Annotated in this window: 15 protein-coding genes; 13 read left to right on the plus strand and 2 right to left on the minus strand. The window is 46.1% G+C overall.

Annotated elements, in window-relative coordinates:
• The first annotated feature begins 95 nt into the window (after positions 1 to 95).
• Genes yjbM through KZE55_RS03955 form a run of 3 tightly spaced genes read left to right on the plus strand, consistent with a single transcriptional unit; the run spans position 96 to position 2,468 of the window.
• Positions 96 to 785, plus strand: coding sequence for a GTP diphosphokinase (gene yjbM, locus KZE55_RS03945; RefSeq protein ID WP_222259425.1), 690 nt, complete (start codon positions 96 to 98; stop codon positions 783 to 785).
• On the plus strand, positions 766 to 1,581 hold the full coding sequence (locus KZE55_RS03950; RefSeq protein ID WP_222259427.1) for an NAD kinase: 816 nt from the start codon (positions 766 to 768) through the stop codon (positions 1,579 to 1,581). The genes yjbM and KZE55_RS03950 overlap by 20 nt, the downstream gene beginning before the upstream one ends.
• Positions 1,581 to 2,468, plus strand: coding sequence for an RluA family pseudouridine synthase (locus KZE55_RS03955; protein WP_222259429.1), 888 nt, complete (start codon positions 1,581 to 1,583; stop codon positions 2,466 to 2,468). The genes KZE55_RS03950 and KZE55_RS03955 overlap by 1 nt, the downstream gene beginning before the upstream one ends.
• 72 nt (positions 2,469 to 2,540) lie before the next feature.
• On the opposite strand, the gene KZE55_RS03960 is transcribed toward KZE55_RS03955, so the two are convergent.
• Entirely contained in the window at positions 2,541 to 3,566 is a 1,026-nt protein-coding gene (locus tag KZE55_RS03960; protein ID WP_222259432.1) for a lactonase family protein, read from the minus strand.
• A gap of 113 nt (positions 3,567 to 3,679) precedes the next feature.
• Here KZE55_RS03960 and KZE55_RS03965 point away from each other — a divergent pair, with 113 nt between their 5' ends.
• From KZE55_RS03965 to KZE55_RS03985, 5 genes are all read left to right on the plus strand, one after another.
• Complete coding sequence (locus KZE55_RS03965; RefSeq protein ID WP_222259434.1) at positions 3,680 to 4,537, plus strand: methyltransferase domain-containing protein; 858 nt, start codon at positions 3,680 to 3,682, stop codon at positions 4,535 to 4,537.
• A gap of 168 nt (positions 4,538 to 4,705) precedes the next feature.
• Positions 4,706 to 5,215, plus strand: coding sequence for a tRNA (cytidine(34)-2'-O)-methyltransferase (locus KZE55_RS03970; RefSeq protein WP_222259436.1), 510 nt, complete (start codon positions 4,706 to 4,708; stop codon positions 5,213 to 5,215).
• Positions 5,216 to 5,230: 15 nt separating this feature from the next.
• Positions 5,231 to 7,540: an FtsK/SpoIIIE family DNA translocase gene (locus KZE55_RS03975; RefSeq protein ID WP_222259437.1), complete on the plus strand. Its 2,310-nt coding sequence runs from the start codon at positions 5,231 to 5,233 to the stop codon at positions 7,538 to 7,540.
• 533 nt (positions 7,541 to 8,073) lie between these two features.
• The gene (gene ltrA / locus KZE55_RS03980; RefSeq protein ID WP_181578162.1) at positions 8,074 to 9,453 is read left to right on the plus strand and encodes a group II intron reverse transcriptase/maturase; all 1,380 of its coding nucleotides are present in this window, start codon (positions 8,074 to 8,076) and stop codon (positions 9,451 to 9,453) included.
• A 151-nt stretch (positions 9,454 to 9,604) separates the two neighbouring features.
• Positions 9,605 to 11,215: an IS1182 family transposase gene (locus KZE55_RS03985; protein ID WP_222259439.1), complete on the plus strand. Its 1,611-nt coding sequence runs from the start codon at positions 9,605 to 9,607 to the stop codon at positions 11,213 to 11,215.
• A 101-nt stretch (positions 11,216 to 11,316) separates the two neighbouring features.
• On the opposite strand, the gene KZE55_RS03990 is transcribed toward KZE55_RS03985, so the two are convergent.
• Complete coding sequence (locus tag KZE55_RS03990) at positions 11,317 to 11,436, minus strand: DUF4044 domain-containing protein (protein WP_222259441.1); 120 nt, start codon at positions 11,434 to 11,436, stop codon at positions 11,317 to 11,319.
• 183 nt (positions 11,437 to 11,619) lie between these two features.
• Here KZE55_RS03990 and KZE55_RS03995 point away from each other — a divergent pair, with 183 nt between their 5' ends.
• The 5 genes from KZE55_RS03995 to KZE55_RS04015 all read left to right on the plus strand — a co-directional run bounded on the left by KZE55_RS03995 (position 11,620) and on the right by KZE55_RS04015 (position 15,945).
• Positions 11,620 to 11,919 (plus strand): hypothetical protein, encoded by a 300-nt coding sequence (locus tag KZE55_RS03995; RefSeq protein ID WP_261313302.1) that lies wholly within the window; start codon positions 11,620 to 11,622, stop codon positions 11,917 to 11,919.
• Positions 11,920 to 12,047: 128 nt separating this feature from the next.
• Positions 12,048 to 12,476, plus strand: a complete 429-nt coding sequence (gene mraZ, locus KZE55_RS04000) for a division/cell wall cluster transcriptional repressor MraZ (RefSeq protein ID WP_222259444.1) — start codon at positions 12,048 to 12,050, stop codon at positions 12,474 to 12,476.
• A gap of 15 nt (positions 12,477 to 12,491) precedes the next feature.
• A complete protein-coding gene (gene rsmH, locus KZE55_RS04005; RefSeq protein ID WP_222259446.1) occupies positions 12,492 to 13,442 on the plus strand; it encodes a 16S rRNA (cytosine(1402)-N(4))-methyltransferase RsmH in 951 nt (316 codons plus the stop codon).
• Positions 13,443 to 13,456: 14 nt separating this feature from the next.
• Positions 13,457 to 13,810: a cell division protein FtsL gene (locus tag KZE55_RS04010; protein ID WP_222259448.1), complete on the plus strand. Its 354-nt coding sequence runs from the start codon at positions 13,457 to 13,459 to the stop codon at positions 13,808 to 13,810.
• Positions 13,810 to 15,945: a penicillin-binding transpeptidase domain-containing protein gene (locus tag KZE55_RS04015; RefSeq protein WP_222259450.1), complete on the plus strand. Its 2,136-nt coding sequence runs from the start codon at positions 13,810 to 13,812 to the stop codon at positions 15,943 to 15,945. The genes KZE55_RS04010 and KZE55_RS04015 overlap by 1 nt, the downstream gene beginning before the upstream one ends.
• Positions 15,946 to 15,956: the final 11 nt, after the last annotated feature.

The following is a 15,956-nucleotide window of genomic DNA, read 5'->3' on the forward strand; positions in this document are numbered from 1 at the left end:
GGCCTTTGTAAAGTAATTTGTTTCCGAGATAAAAGCATTCGAGAATGTTTTAAAGTATGCTAAAATAAGAGCGAGATTTAACAGGAGGCTAGATTATGATTGAAAATTGGCAGCACTTTTTATTGCCATATCAACAAGCCGTAAATGAACTGAAAGTTAAATTACGGGGGATGCGCAAACAATATCAAGACCAAAAACAGCATTCACCGATTGAATTTGTCACGGGTCGGGTAAAACCGGTCGAGAGTATTAAGGAGAAGATGGTTCGTCGTCACGTTCAGGAGGACCGTCTCGAACAGGACATGCAAGACATTGCTGGATTGCGAATCATGTGCCAATTCGTTGAGGATATCTATAAGGTTGTTGACCTGCTGCGCCAGCGGAGTGATATGACAATCCTCGAAGAACGGGATTACATTTCAAACGTTAAGCCGAGTGGGTACCGGTCTTACCATATCGTGATTGAGTACCCGGTTCAGTTAGTGACTGGTGAAAAGAAGATACTCGCTGAGATTCAGATTCGAACGCTGGCGATGAACTTCTGGGCAACGATTGAACACTCGCTGAACTACAAGTACAAGGGTGCTTTCCCCGAAGAGCTATCAGCCCGTCTGCAGCGTGCGGCGGAGGCAGCCTTCAAACTTGATAATGAAATGTCGGAGATTCGTGAAGAAATCAAGGAGGCCCAGACCCTCTTTTCGTATAAGAAGAATGCTGAACAAGGTACGACCAGTGCTGAAGGCCGCCGACCAGAGGAGGAAGAAAGTGAAAGTCGCAATATTTAATAATGAAACTAATGAGTCCCAGCGGGTTACTAAGCTTCTCCGGGCAGAAATTGACCGAGTGGGGCTGGAATACGATGCTGCCCATCCGGAAGTGGTAATTACCATCGGCGGTGATGGGACCCTCCTTTCTGCTTTCCATCACTACGTCGATAAGCTTGACCAGATTCGCTTTGTGGGGATTCACACTGGTCACCTCGGATTTTACACTGACTGGCGCAACTTCGAAATTGATGACCTTGTCGATAGCCTCGTTCAAGATAGTGGGCAATCCGTCTCCTACCCGTTGCTCGATATGGCGGCAATCTATTCGGATGGAACGGTTGACAAGTACATTGCCCTTAACGAAGCCACAATTCGTAATATTATCAGGACAATGGTGTGTGATGTGTACATCAACAACCAACTGTTCGAAAACTTCCGGGGAGATGGACTCTGTATCTCGACTCCTACTGGATCGACGGCCTATAACAAGTCCGTTGGTGGGGCAATTATGGACCCGAATAGTATTGGCTTCCAGTTAGCAGAGATGGCTTCACTAAATAACCGGGTTTTTCGGACACTGGGTTCACCAATTATCTTCGGCGCCCAGACCAAATTGATGCTGCGCTTAAGGGATGTTAATGATCACGTAATGACCTGTGACCGTGAAAAACTCCGCCTGAAGGTTAAAAAGGGGAGCCGGTACCTAATGGAGCTGTCGTTCCAAGTTTCCCAAAAGAAAATCTACTTTGCACGGTACCGGCACAGCAACTTCTGGAACCGGGTCAAGGACTCGTTCATTGGTGGCGCAAAATAATGCAGTTTACCTGGCAGTACAATCATCAGACACCACGCAAATTACGTTCGGCCCTTAAAATGAGTGGGGTTACTTCGACCCTTATGAAGGTGGCTATTTATCATGGTGGCAAGATGCTCATCAATGGTCAGGAAAAGTGGGCAGTTGACATGGTCCATAACGGTGATTCCTATTCGCTGGTTCTCCCACCGGAAATGGCGAATGACCAGGTTGACGAAAGCACGGCACCAATCAACATCGCATATGAGGACCGGGATTTCCTTGTCCTGAATAAGCCGGCGGGTGTTGCCACGGTTCCCGCCCATAACGTTACCATGGCAGATAGCCTGGTCAACCGTGTTAAATACTATTACCACCACCAAGGTTACGAAAACCAGGTGACCCACGTTGCTACCCGCCTAGACAAGGACACCAGCGGCTTAGTAATCTTTCCTAAGCACCGCTTTGCCCACGCCGTCTTGGACCGGCAGTTAAAACGCCATGAGGTTAAGAAAAATTACCTGGCCCTGGTCAGCGGTCAATTGCGAACAGCACATGGTTACGTTGATGCGCCCATTCGGCGGAATCCAGAATCATTTGTTAAGCGTGAGGTAGCGCCAGGGGGGAAGGCGTCAGTGACTGAATACTGGTTGAAAGAACAACGCCCGAACTGGTCGCTGGTAAAGATCCGTTTACACACGGGACGGACGCACCAGATTAGGGTTCACTTCACATTCCTTCACCACCCACTAATCGGGGATGCAATGTATGGTCGGTCAACTGATTTGATTGGTCGTCAGGCTTTACATTGTTACTGGATCCAATTTTACAGTCCTTTTAAGGAGAAATTAATCACTGTTGAAGCGCCGTTACCTGCTGACTTTCGCCAGGTTTTGCATATTAAATAAACAACAAAAATAAGCGTCACCACTTGGCTGAATTCAAGTGGTGGCGCTTGTTTTTTTACTGTTGTCCAGAACCTAGAACCGCATTACGCAGACCGGTTCGGGGCAGGTTACATTCTTTTGTAGCAGGGTCAGCTTACCAGTCGCTGAGTCGCGCTTGTAGAGGGTGAGGTTATCGGTATTTTGGTTTGAAGCAAGCAGGTACGACTCGTCCGCACTGAGGTTGAAGTCACGGGGGAAGTCGCCCTCAGTTGAAATCGACTGAATGTGCTTGACGGTGAAGTCAGGTTGGACGGCGAAGACTGCAATAGTGTTTTCACCACGGTTGGAGGTGTAGATGTACTTACCGTCCTTAGACATCCGGATGGCGGCAGCACCGTTGTGGGCGGTCCAATCGGCCGGAATGGTCTTCAGTGTCTGCAAGTGAGTGAAGCTGGTATCATTAGCGTTGTACTTGAGGACAGCCAGCTTACTGGACAATTCCCCTAAAACGTAGACGTATTTGCCGTTCGGGTGGAAGATTAGGTGACGGGTCCCAAAGCCCGGTTCGAACTGGTAACGGGAAACGGCCGTCAGCTTTCCGTCATCGCTAACGTTGTAAACCACGATTAGGTCCATCCCCAGGTCACAAACGATCAACCGTTGGTCGGGTGTCAGGTCGGCATAGTGAACGTGCGGTGCTTCTTGCTCTGGTTCAGGACCGGTTTCACCCTGATGAGTAACTTTATCGGTTTCGACCAGCTGGCCGTCATCTTTAATCTTAAATACTTCCACATTGGCAGTGTGGTAGTTGGCACTGTACAGGAGGTGTCGCTTTTCGTCCAAGCCAACATATGCTGGTGCGGGACCAGTGGCGAGAACGGTACTCAGGGTTTTGGCAGTGCCGTCTGCAAGGGAGTAGTCAGCAACGCCGGCAGAATCGCCATCTTGCTTAACCGCATAAATGCGTTTGTCGCTACCAACCTGTAGGTAAGCTGGCTTTTGAGAAGGGACAGCGAGACTAACATCGGTTAGCTTTCCTTCATCAGTATCAAGGGTTACCTTGTAGATTCCCTTGCTATCTTTCAATGTATATGTACCAATTAAAAATTGTTCAGTCATGGTTAATCATTTTCCTCCTTCTGAAAATGCTTACCCTATTAATATAACAATTCACCATGATTAATTCTAGCGTATGTTAAACTATTATCAGAAATGCGAGGGGAAGATCAAAAATGAAGAAAAGTGAACGTCAGCGTCAATTTGTTCAAGAACACATTGGCCTGTTTCGTTGCCCGGTGTGTAAAGCACCAATGGAAAAGGTCGCGCAGAATAGTATTATTTGCTGGCGGGGGCACCGGATTGACTTTAACCGCCACGGCTACCTTCATTTCTTAAATGGAGCTGCGGATACCGAGTACGGGCGGGAAATGTTTGTTGCCAGACGGCGGTTATTATCTGCTGGGCTCTTTAAGCCAATCATTGAAGCGGTGAGCCAAAACCTACCGGAGCAACCGTTACGGATTTTGGACGTTGGTACCGGAGAGGGAACCCCTTTAGCGCAGTTGGCCAAGATTCGGCAATCACCTGCCGATACATTAGTGGGCTTTGACATCGCTAAAGCAGGCGTTACCTTGGCAACCCAACTACCGATAACAGCGTTTTTCTGCGTTGCTGACTTAAGACAGTTGCCGTTTAACGGGGAATCATTTGATACCCTGATAGAGCTATTCTCACCGTCTGATTACGCTGAGTTTAACCGGGTTTTGGCACCGGGCGGTTACCTGATAAAAGTTGTTCCTGACGCTGGTTACCTTAAAGAAGTGCGGCAGCTTTTGTATGGGGACCACCAGCAAAAGTCGAGCTACGACAATCACCGGGTCCTTGACCTTTTTAAGCAGCACTATCCTGACTGCCAGCAGCAAACGATTCACTACCAATTCACTGTTCCCCAGGATATGAAACAGGCCCTGGTGGAAATGACGCCTTTACACTGGGGACGGGGGGTACGCCAGTTAACCGCCGCTGACTATGCAAAGTTAGGCCAAGTGACGGTTGACGTCAGTTTATTAATTGCCAAAAAATCAGAATAATGTTTGCACTTTTTAAAAAATCGTGCTAAATTATATTGCAGAAATCGTTTAGCAATTGATATCGAACAGTGTCGTTAGTAATTGCTAAGGAGTACTTCACTAAAGCAGCGTTTCGCCGTGCCCACACCGAGACCCTGCTTTTTTATTTATCTTAGGAGATATAGTAAGATGACAAACCACATTGCACTTTTTGAACCGCTCTTTCCTGCCAATACCGGGAATATTGCCCGGACCTGTGCGGGGACCAATACCGAGTTGCACCTGATTAAGCCCCTGGGCTTTTCAACTGATGATAAACACATGAAGCGGGCCGGACTGGATTACTGGAATAAGGTAAAAATTACCTACCATGATGATCTGCCGTCATTCGTTGCCACAATTCCAGATATGAGTAAACTTTACATCGTTTCCAAGTTCGCCAACCATGACTATACGGACGTCGATTATACTGGGGAAGGGGACCACTACTTCCTCTTCGGTAAGGAAACGACGGGGTTACCGGGACAGTTCATGCGTAAGTATCCTGATAACGCAATCAGAATTCCCCAAAATGATGATAATATTCGGGCACTAAACCTGTCCAATAGTGCGGCAATTGTGATTTATGAAGCCCTGCGGCAGCAAAGCTTTCCGAATCTTGCCCGGGTTCATACCTACCACTTTGATAAATTAAAGTAACAAGGAGGATTAAGGATGGCAAGAAAAAGGCGCCCGGCAACACGTAAAGCAAAGAAGCGGGGAAGTAGTAAGAAGGATGACCAGCTTATCAATAACCTCCTGGGCCTAATTGTGACGCTTTTGATGCTTCTGGGGTTAACAAACTTAGGCGTTTTGGGGACGGTCATCGCGAATGGTTTTCGAATTCTCTGTGGAACAAGTTATCAGGTTGCAATCATCGTGGTGATGATTTTTTCCTTGTCCTTTACCTTCTTTGCCCACTGGCCACGTCTGAAGGGCCGGTGGATAACCGGCTTTATAGTCTTTTACCTGGGCCTGCTGGTGTGGCTGCATGTCCTAATGGTCAACCAGCAAGGAGTTCACGCTAAGTTTATTCAGGTAACTTGGAGTAACCTTGGTAAGGTCATCTTTAATGGGGATACAACAGTTCCTATTGGTGGGGGAATGATGGGTGCCTACCTATACAACGCTAGTAACCTCCTAATTGCCCACATTGGGACTGCAATCCTCTCCTGGGTACTGATGATTCTCGGGATCGTTATTTTTTTTGCCTTACCATGGCGGAAATTCTTGGCGGCCGTTGGGATTGGCTTGAAGAAGGCGGAAAACCGGGTAAGAGGCGCGGGTCAGCGTCTTCACAAATACGTTGACCAACCGGCTGTTAGCCCCCACTTGAGTAGTCAGGAGCCAGAAAAAGATCCAGCACTGATGAAATCAGCAGTGCCACCAACCACGGCAAAAGAGAAGACAGCGGCAAAAAGTGTTGCTGCCCAACCAGATCCCACAATTACTGTTGCTAGCAGTAAGCAGACGGCAGCAGACAGCCAACCAGTCACGGAAAAGGAGGACGAACCAATGCCCCTTACCGGGGTTGTCGCCCAGGAAGATAAGGATTACCAGCTACCGCCCCTTGACTTGCTAACCAAGGTGAAGGCTGCTGACCAACAGGCCGACCTCAAAAACATCAAGAAGAATACCCATACCTTGCAAACAACACTGCAGTCGTTTGGGGTGGATGCAACAGTTGAAAACGTCAACCTGGGCCCTTCGGTAACGAAGTATGAGCTGCGGCCGGCGGTTGGGGTGAAAGTAAGTCGAATCACCCACTTGGCAGATGACTTGGCCCTCGCCCTCGCTGCAAAGGACATCCGGATTGAGGCTCCCATTCCGGGCAAGTCGTTAATCGGAATTGAAGTCCCCAACAAGCAGGTGGCAACGGTTGGCTTCCGTGATATGTTTGAGGCGGCTCCTAGTGACGACCGTCCATTAAATGTTCCCCTTGGCCGAACCGTTACGGGGGATGTTGAGATGGCGGACCTTACAAAGATGCCCCACCTTTTGATCGCCGGTGCTACCGGGTCCGGTAAGTCAGTAGCAATCAACGTTATTTTGACCAGTATTTTGCTCAAGGCTAAGCCCCACCAGGTTAAACTATTATTGATTGACCCCAAAAAAGTTGAACTGAGTGTCTATAATGGTATTCCTCACCTGTTGAGCCCTGTCGTTTCTGAACCGAAAAAAGCGGCCCGGGCCCTTGCTAAGGTTGTCGCAGAAATGGAACGGCGGTATGAACTATTCGCTAAGTTTGGTGTCCGCAACCTTAAAGGGTACAATAAGCTTGTTCGAAATAATAATGCCCAAGAGGAAAACGACGAACAGCCAACCCTCCCGCTAGTGCTGGTTGTTGTCGACGAACTAGCGGACCTGATGATGACCGTGTCAAATGATGTTGAAGATTCCATTGTCCGGATTGCCCAAATGGGACGGGCTGCCGGTATTCACATGATTCTTGCCACGCAGCGGCCATCGGTAGACGTTATCACGGGGCTGATTAAGGCCAACGTGCCGTCCCGGATTGCCTTTGCGGTCTCTAGTGGAATTGATTCGCGAACGATCATTGACACGAACGGTGCGGAAAAGCTACTTGGCCGCGGGGACATGCTGTTTGAGCCGATAGATCAGAATAAGCCGACGAGGGTTCAGGGGGCCTTCATTTCTGATCAGGACGTCGAAGCGGTTGTGGACTTTATTAAAAAGGAACAGCCGGCTGAGTACGACGAGAATATGGTGGTTACGGATCAGGAAATTGAAAACGAGGAGGAACACGAGGAAGAAGACGACCTCTTCCCTGATGCCCTTAAGTTTGTGGTTCAGGAACAGAAGGCCTCGACCTCCTTAATTCAGCGGCGCTTCCGGATTGGTTACAACCGTGCTGCGCGGATAATTGATGATATGGAACAGCGGGGCTATATTGGCCCGGCCAACGGGTCTAAGCCGCGTGAAGTGTTTAAGCAAGACGACAGTGAGAATACGGATAAGCAATAATGAAAAGAAACAGAGGCTGGGAAAAAACTCCTAGTCCAAAGCAAAAACCGGATGATGAATTTTTTGAACAATTCATCATCCGGTTTTTATGGTGCGCCCGGCATGGGTATTAACTAGGCGGTGAAAGTCCACTATGGGCCGTAGTAGTCGGAACCATGAGCTGACGACAAGGGTGTCCACTGTGAGGTGGAATCTGAAGGAAGTCTAAGGCAAAGTACTGCACCGATGAACAAGAAGTAGCTATAAGGCTGAGAGTAACTGGATAAGGTTGCCATACAAACTAAAGTCCAATACTACTCGAAGTTGCTTTCAGTAAAGCTAACGGTGACATGGTACGAAAGTTAATATTCTTACCCGGGGAGGTCTGGCTTACACGTTTCCGACAAGAGGAATAAATGAAATTCCACAGAAACAAGCACGACAGTGATGTGGTGTTGAGTAAGTCAGAAGTCAGCCGAGGTCATAGTAGTCTGATTAGTCAGACGAAGGACTGAACGACAATAACTCATAAATTATATCGGAGGTGTAATCAGGTGCGACAATCGCAGAAAACAGAAACACAAGCTGACCGCTTGTCGAGGATAGGTTTGGAAAACCGAAAGTACACAAGGGCGCGTAGTACCGATTATGGTGAAGGTAAAGGTATGAGTGTCACTATCCAAGACTTAGTCTTGGATCGCAATAACCTTAATCAGGCTTATTTGCGAGTTAAGAGAAATAAAGGAGCGGCGGGTATTGACGATATGACTGTCAATGACCTTCTGCCCTACCTCAGGGAAAATAAAACGGAATTAATCACCAACCTACGTGAGGGCAATTATAAGCCAGCACCGGTTAAACGAGTGGAAATTCCCAAGCCCAACGGTGGAGTGAGAAAACTAGGGATACCAACGGTAGTGGACCGCCTGGTCCAACAAGCAGTTGCCCAGGTACTCACGCCCATCTTTGAGCGAGTTTTCTCTGACAATAGTTTTGGTTTCCGCCCTCATCGTGGAGCCCAAGACGCAATCGCAAAGGTAGTTAAGCTATATAATCAAGGTTATCGACGGGTAGTTGATTTAGACCTTAAGGCCTATTTTGATAATGTCAACCATGATTTGATGATTAAATACCTCCAACAATATATTGATGACCCATGGACACTAAGACTTATCCGTAAGTTTTTGACTAGCGGAATCTTGGACCACGGGCTGTTCGTTAGGAGCGACAAAGGAACTCCGCAAGGAGGACCACTATCGCCACTGCTAGCGAATATCTATTTAAATGAGTTGGATAAAGAGCTGACCAGACGTGGTCACCACTTTGTGCGCTACGCGGACGATTGTAACATCTATGTTAAAAGTCAGCGGGCCGGAGAACGAGTAATGCGTAGTATTACTCAGTTTCTTGAAAAGCGATTGAAAGTTAAAGTTAATCCAGATAAAACCAAAATTGGTAGTCCCTTGAGGTTGAAGTTTCTTGGCTTCTCACTCGGTGTAGACCGTAATGGTGCCTATGCCCGACCAGCCAAACAATCACAACAACGAGTAAAACAAGCATTGAGGCTTCTAACTAAGCGTAATCGGGGTGTTTCTCTTACCAAGATGTTTGAAGAAATCCACCAAAAGATGCGTGGCTGGCTTCAGTATTACTCAATTGGGAAGTTAGCCAATTTTATTCACCGCCTTGATCAATGGTTAAGAGCACGAATAAGACAATATATCTGGAAGCAATGGAAGAAATTCAAAACTAAAGTTGTACACCTACAGAAGTTAGGTTTGTCTTATCATGATGCGTTCGTCTTCGCTAGTACCCGAAAGGGTTACTGGCGAACTGCACACAGTAAGACACTAAATTATTCTCTAACAAATAGAAAACTGGAGCACCTTGGACTAATAAATATGTCCAAGACGCTCCAGTTAATTCAAAAGTGATTAAATTGTCGAACCGCCGTATACGGAACCGTACGTACGGTGGTGTGAGAGGTCGGTAATTGAACTAATCAATTACCTCCTACTCGATTACACAGGAAATCGTTCCTGATATGATGTAATTACCACAAAACAACCCAAAGGAGCGATTTTCATGTATCAAAATTATACCATAGGACAAACCGAATTCGTACTAAGCTATAACTATGATTTACCACAAAATCATATTGCGCGGCTAATTAGTGATTTTGTCGACTCGATTCCACAAAATGTGCTATTAGAAGATTCAGGAGCGGCTACCGGCCGCCCTTCATCGCATCCAGCAATTATGCTTAAGATTCTCTTGTTTGCCTACGCACGTCAAACTTATTCTGGAAGAAAGATTGAAATGATGTTGGATGAGAACCTGCCAATGCGTTGGTTAGCTCATGATTATGCTTATAGCTACCATACCATTAATAACTTTCGACGCAGTCAGCACGCTAGTAAGCTAATTAAACATGCCTTTGTTTACTTTACCATGGCTTTGAAAGATCACGGACTAATTCAAAATGATGCAGTTTTTATCGATGGGACCAAGGTAGAAGCCGATGCCAATAAATATTCATTTACTTGGCGACGGGCAGTTGAAAAGTATCACGCTAAGTTAAGAGAAAAGACGAGTAAGCTTTATGAGGAACTAGTAGAAAAACAAGTGGTGCAAGAAATGGCACCCGAGCTGGTTACTTCTGCCGAAGGCATGGAAGTAATGGAACAAGAACTTGCGGAGAAAATCACTAAGTTAGATGAAGAGATTAAGCAAGAACCAAAAATCATCAAAGGTGGTTCAGTTAGAAAACGGCGCCGTCGTTTTCTAAAAAAACTTCGCCATCAATTAAGCAACGACCTAATTCCGCGTGCCAAAAAGTATGAACGTGCCGAAGATATCTTCCAAGGTCGTAATAGCTATTCCAAGACTGATCATGATGCGACTTTTATGTGTATGAAGGAAGATCCGATGATGAATCGGGAGTTAAAGCCCGGCTATAACCTGCAAATCGCTACACATAAGCAATTTGTCCTTGATTACGGGCTCTTTTCAAATCCAACTGACACCAGGACCTTAGTGCCATTCCTTCCCCAGTTTCATGCTTTAGATTTCTTTAAGCATATCGTTGCCGATGCCGGTTATGGTAGTGAGTACAATTACACAATGATTCTTGATCAGTTTGAAAAGCAGCCTGTTATTCCATACACAACTTATCAAAAGGAACAGAAACATAAATTTAAAAACGATCCAACTAAATCACAAAATTGGCAGTATAATGCCGAAGATGATTACTACATCGATCATTTAGGAGTTCGCTTTAGCTTTTATCGGTATAGTAGGCGAACCGATAAATATGGTTTCGAACGTGATTTCAAACTCTACCGAGCGGATAAGCACCAACTGTCAGAACAATTGGATGAGTTGGCAAAAACACCAAGTGGTCGGCAACGCTATATGCAGGTTAACCCAACGTGGAATTATTACAAGGCTAAAGTAAAAGCAACCCTCTCAAGTGACGAAGGCAAGGCAATTTATCGTCGACGAAAGTTCGACGTTGAGCCAGTCTTTGGTCACATGAAGAGGGATTTTGGCATACGCCGAACTCATCTACGCGGACAACGGGCTGTGGAAAATGACATTGGGCTAGCCTTGATGGCATTAAATCTAACGAAATTTGGTCAATCAATTAGTCGATTGGCGACTAATTTTATAAATAATTTAAAATCCGGACTATGATTTTTGAATCGATCAAAAATTATAGTCCGGATTTTACTGTTAGAGAACCAAGAATTAATAGTTAATTCCCAGCCTCTGTTTCTTTAATCATTTCTAATGATTTAAATCAGGTTCAGTGAAGCAATGGCGCCGAAGATAAGCGAGCCCAGCATAGCAATGAGCATTAACCAGATTGCAACCATGGTAATTTTTTGGAAGCGCCTTTTCTTTTTCCGTTGCATATATATTCCTGCCTTTCAGCTTTGTTGACTGTATGTAGTTTAACGCAAGTTGAAGATAGATTTCAAACTCTAGACGGTCCTTTTATGGTAAACTTGAATTATCTCATCGCTGGAAAGGATCAAGTAGGGTTGTTTATTAATTATCGTAAGGTATTCTTACAAGTTCTTATAATCTTAATTTATGTGGGTGTAAGATATTTAGCACGGCGGATCTTTCATGCCCAGCGTCACCGTCAAGAATGGCGAATCTGTACGGTAATTCTCTTTTGGGCCTTGGCGTGTTGGAACCTGGGATACTACTGGATTGCTTTTCCCATTGCCGTTTGGATGCTGTGGTCGCTGATTTTGATTATCCTTCAGGTCGTTCATAACCATGAATTCTTGTACCGTCGTTTCTGGCCGCCGTTCTGGTATTCATCAATGGTAATCGCGGTGGTTACGTTTGCCTTATCGTTGTTTGCCGGTGCACTACCATTAGTTTGATAATTAAATTTTTATTTTAGCAACTGGTAAAATCTGCTAGTTGCTTTTTTTATTTGTGAAAATACCATGGTGAGAAGTGGGGGAATGTGGTAGACTGTTCCTATAAAGTGGTTTTAGGAGGGATTACCGTGCTAATGGGTGAATACGAGCATGTTATTGACTCAAAAGGGCGCTTGATTATTCCTGCTAAATTTCGTGATCAATTAGGGACACCGTTTGTCATCACAAGGGGATTAGACGGTTGTCTTTTTGGTTACCCCCAAACCGAATGGCAGAATTTAGAGGCCAAGTTAAAGATGTTACCACTAACGAAGCGGGATGCGCGGGCATTTGTGCGTTTCCTTTATTCAGCGGCTACAGAATGTGTTCTTGATAAGCAGGGGCGGGTGAATATCCCACCAGTATTACGTAAGCATGCTGATCTGACGAAGGATTGCGTGATTATTGGGGTATCAAACCGCTTTGAAATTTGGAGTGCGACTCGTTGGCAAAGTTACTCTGGTGATACGGCCGAAAACTTTGATGAAATTGCTGAGGACTTAGAGATTGATTTTTAAGATGAGGTGGATTAAATGGCCGAGTTCAAACATATAACGGTTCTACGAAAAGAAGCCGTTGCTGGATTAAATATTAACCCAGCCGGAAAGTATGTTGATGCGACCCTCGGTGGGGGCGGTCATACCAGCGCAATCTTAAAACAACTTAATTCTGGCCACCTTTTTTCGTTTGACCAGGATAGAACCGCCATTGACTATAACAAGACAGCACTTGCTGACCAGATTAACGCGGGAAAACTAACCCTAGTCGAGGATAATTTCCGCCACCTCAAGAGGGCGATGGCTAAACAGGGGGTCACTAAAGTTGATGGGGTCCTGTATGATCTGGGGGTATCTTCACCCCAGTTTGATGATGCCCAGCGGGGCTTTAGTTATAAGCTGGATGCCCCCCTGGATATGCGAATGAACCAGGATCAGGAGCTATCGGCAATGGAAGTGGTGAATGACTGGCCATATGAAAAGCTGGTGCGCATTCTTTACCGGTATGGTGAAGAGCGCTTTGCCAAGCAGATTGCTCGTAAAATTGAACAGCGACGCAGTCATCAACCGATTCGGACGACCTTTGAGCTGGTTGACGTCATTAAAGAGGGAATTCCAGCGGCGGCGCGGCGCCACGGTGGGCATCCAGCGAAGAAAAGCTTTCAGGCAATTCGGATCGCGGTTAACGATGAACTCGGTGCACTGGAGGAGTCACTTGAACAAGCCTTTGATATTTTGAATGTCGGGGGCCGGATTAGCGTAATCACCTTCCAGTCACTTGAGGACCGGTTGGTAAAGACAATGTTTCGCGAGAAGTCGTCTTTAGCTGCCAATCTTCCGCAAGGCCTACCGGTTATTCCGGCCGGGATGACGCCGAAATTTAAACTAGTTAATAAGAAGCCAATTCTACCTAGTGTGCAGGAGTTAGCTAAGAATCATCGGGCACACAGTGCCAAGTTGCGCATTATTAAAAAAATTAAAGATTAAGGACAGTGGATACAATGGTTTCGAATGCAGCACGTAAATACGAAAGTCAACAGGGTAAGCAGGTTAGGCAGATACCGGTCTTACGGCAGCAACCGAAAAGGTGGAACCGGTTAGAACGGGCCCTGATGGTTGTGGGTGGTGCCATTAGCCTGCTGTTAATAATTACCTTACTTTCAACTAAAATTTCTATTAATAATCGTCAGCACAACTTGCAGGATCTGCAGGCCCGTATTTCGCGAGTAAAGAACAGTAATTCGAGTGACCGTCAAGAAATTGCTGCTTTAACTAGTCAGTCCAGCCTGAAGCGGGCCGCTCACAAGTACGGTTTATCTGATAAAAATTCAAACGTAAGGAACATTAATAAATAATGAATAAAGAGCCACAGCGAACGAGGAATAAGAAAAATAATAGCAATCAGGGGAACTTTGGGAAATGGCTTTTCCTAATCACGATTGGATTATTTTCCTTATTTTTCGTTCGTTTTGCTTACATTGCGATTAATAAAGATGTCCAGCACGTTAACCTTAAATCACAAGCAGAGCAGATCTACACTCAGCGGCAAGTGATCCAGGCTAAGCGGGGAAATATTTACGATAGCAAGGGGACTGCTATTGCAACGGATACAAGCAAATACACAATCTATGCGGTTCTGGACCATAACCAACGGTCCTCAAAGGGAAAGCCGCTCTATGTTACGAATAAGGCCAAAACTGCCAGGGTGTTAGCCAAGTACTTAAACCTGACTTCCAAGCAAATTGAGGAACATCTGGATGCCAAAAATCAGCCCTACCAAGTTGAGTTTGGCTCGGCCGGTAATAATTTATCAGTGGCGACAATGGAAAAAATTAAGCAAGAACACTTGCCGGGAATTAACTTTGTCGCGACTCCTGCTCGCCAATATCCAGAAGGCGAATTTGCCTCCCAAATTATTGGAATGGCAGGCCCCAAGGTCAATAGTCAGACCGGGCAGACGACCCTTTCTGGTCAGTTAGGTCTCGAGGGTTATTTCAACAAGGAACTGACTGGAAAAAACGGGATGCGTCAAGATAAGCGGGATGTTTACGGTTACCGGCTGGCTAACTCGAAGGGAGTTACCCGGCAAGCTGTTAATGGTAAAGATATTTATACTACCATTGACGCTCAGGCCCAGCACCTGCTAGAGAGTAAGGTCAACAATGTATATAAGACTGCTAACCCGAACGCCGTCACCGCGATTGTGATGGATGCTAGGACGGGGAGAATTGTTGCCGCAACCCAGCGGCCAACCCTCCGCTCGAAGAACCCGGTATGGCGAAATATGTTCGTTCAGGATGCCTATGAACCAGGATCAACAATGAAGATTCTAGCCTTAAGTGCAGCAATCGACTCAGGGCACTTTGATCCGAATGCCACCTTTAACTCCGGAACCTGGGCCATGGGCGGTGGAAAAATTGTTGATTGGTCCTCTAGTGGATGGGGGATGATTTCCTTTAAGGATGCCTTTGATATGTCCAGCAATGTTGGCTTTGCTCACATTGAACAAAACATGGGAGCGAAGACATGGATGAAGTATATCCGACGCTTTGGCCTTCTTAAGCAGGTCAACGTGTTGGGAATGGGGAATGAGGTTTCTGGCTTTACTCAGTTCAAAGGGATTCTTGAACAGGCAAACACCGCCTTTGGTCAGGGGATTACGGTTAACCAGATGCAAATGTTACAAGCGTTTAGTGCGGTCAGCAATAATGGTAAGATGATGCGGCCATACATTGTCAAGAAGATTGTTAATGCTGATGGTAAGGTCGTTAAGAGTGTCAAGCCCCAGGTTGTTGGCCACCCCATTAAGGCGTCAACGGCTAAACAGGTTCGTGGTTACATGGAAGGTGTCGTCTATGACCAGAAAGGATTGGGACATGACTTCCAGTTAAAGGGCCACCGGATTGCTGGTAAGACCGGGACCGCCCAAATTGGGGGAGCCAACGGGTACAGCAATGGGGATACCAATTATCTTTACTCCTTTGCGGGGATGGCGCCTGCAAAACATCCACGTTACGTCATATACATCACATTACGGCAACCAAAGAACCTGAGCCAGCCGGCAACAAAGCAGATGGCATCGATCTTTAAACCGGTAATAAAGAGCTTGCTCGAAGATAAGGAGGCTAGTTCCAGTGTTATTAAGATGATCAACGTGGTTGGTCAAGCGCCCGATGCGGCATCCGACCGCTTGAATAAGCTTCATGTTCAGCCGGTAGTGATTGGCAATGGCAAGAAGGTTCACCACCAGTCCATAGTGCCAGGTAAACAGGTACTCAAGAATCAACGCGTGATCCTTAACACGGGTGGTAAGTACCAAATGCCTGATATAAGTGGTTGGAGTGCGGCCGATGTTCAGCAACTGGCCAAAGAATTAAATGTTAAGCTGGTTGAGCACGGAAGTGGCTACGTAAGTAAGCAAAGCATCAAAGCCAACAGTAAGGTTAGCGATCATCAAACCCTTACCGTTGAGTACCAAAATAAGCAGTAATAGGAGGACAA

Source organism: Limosilactobacillus panis (assembly GCF_019797825.1).
Lineage (GTDB): Bacteria > Bacillota > Bacilli > Lactobacillales > Lactobacillaceae > Limosilactobacillus > Limosilactobacillus panis_A.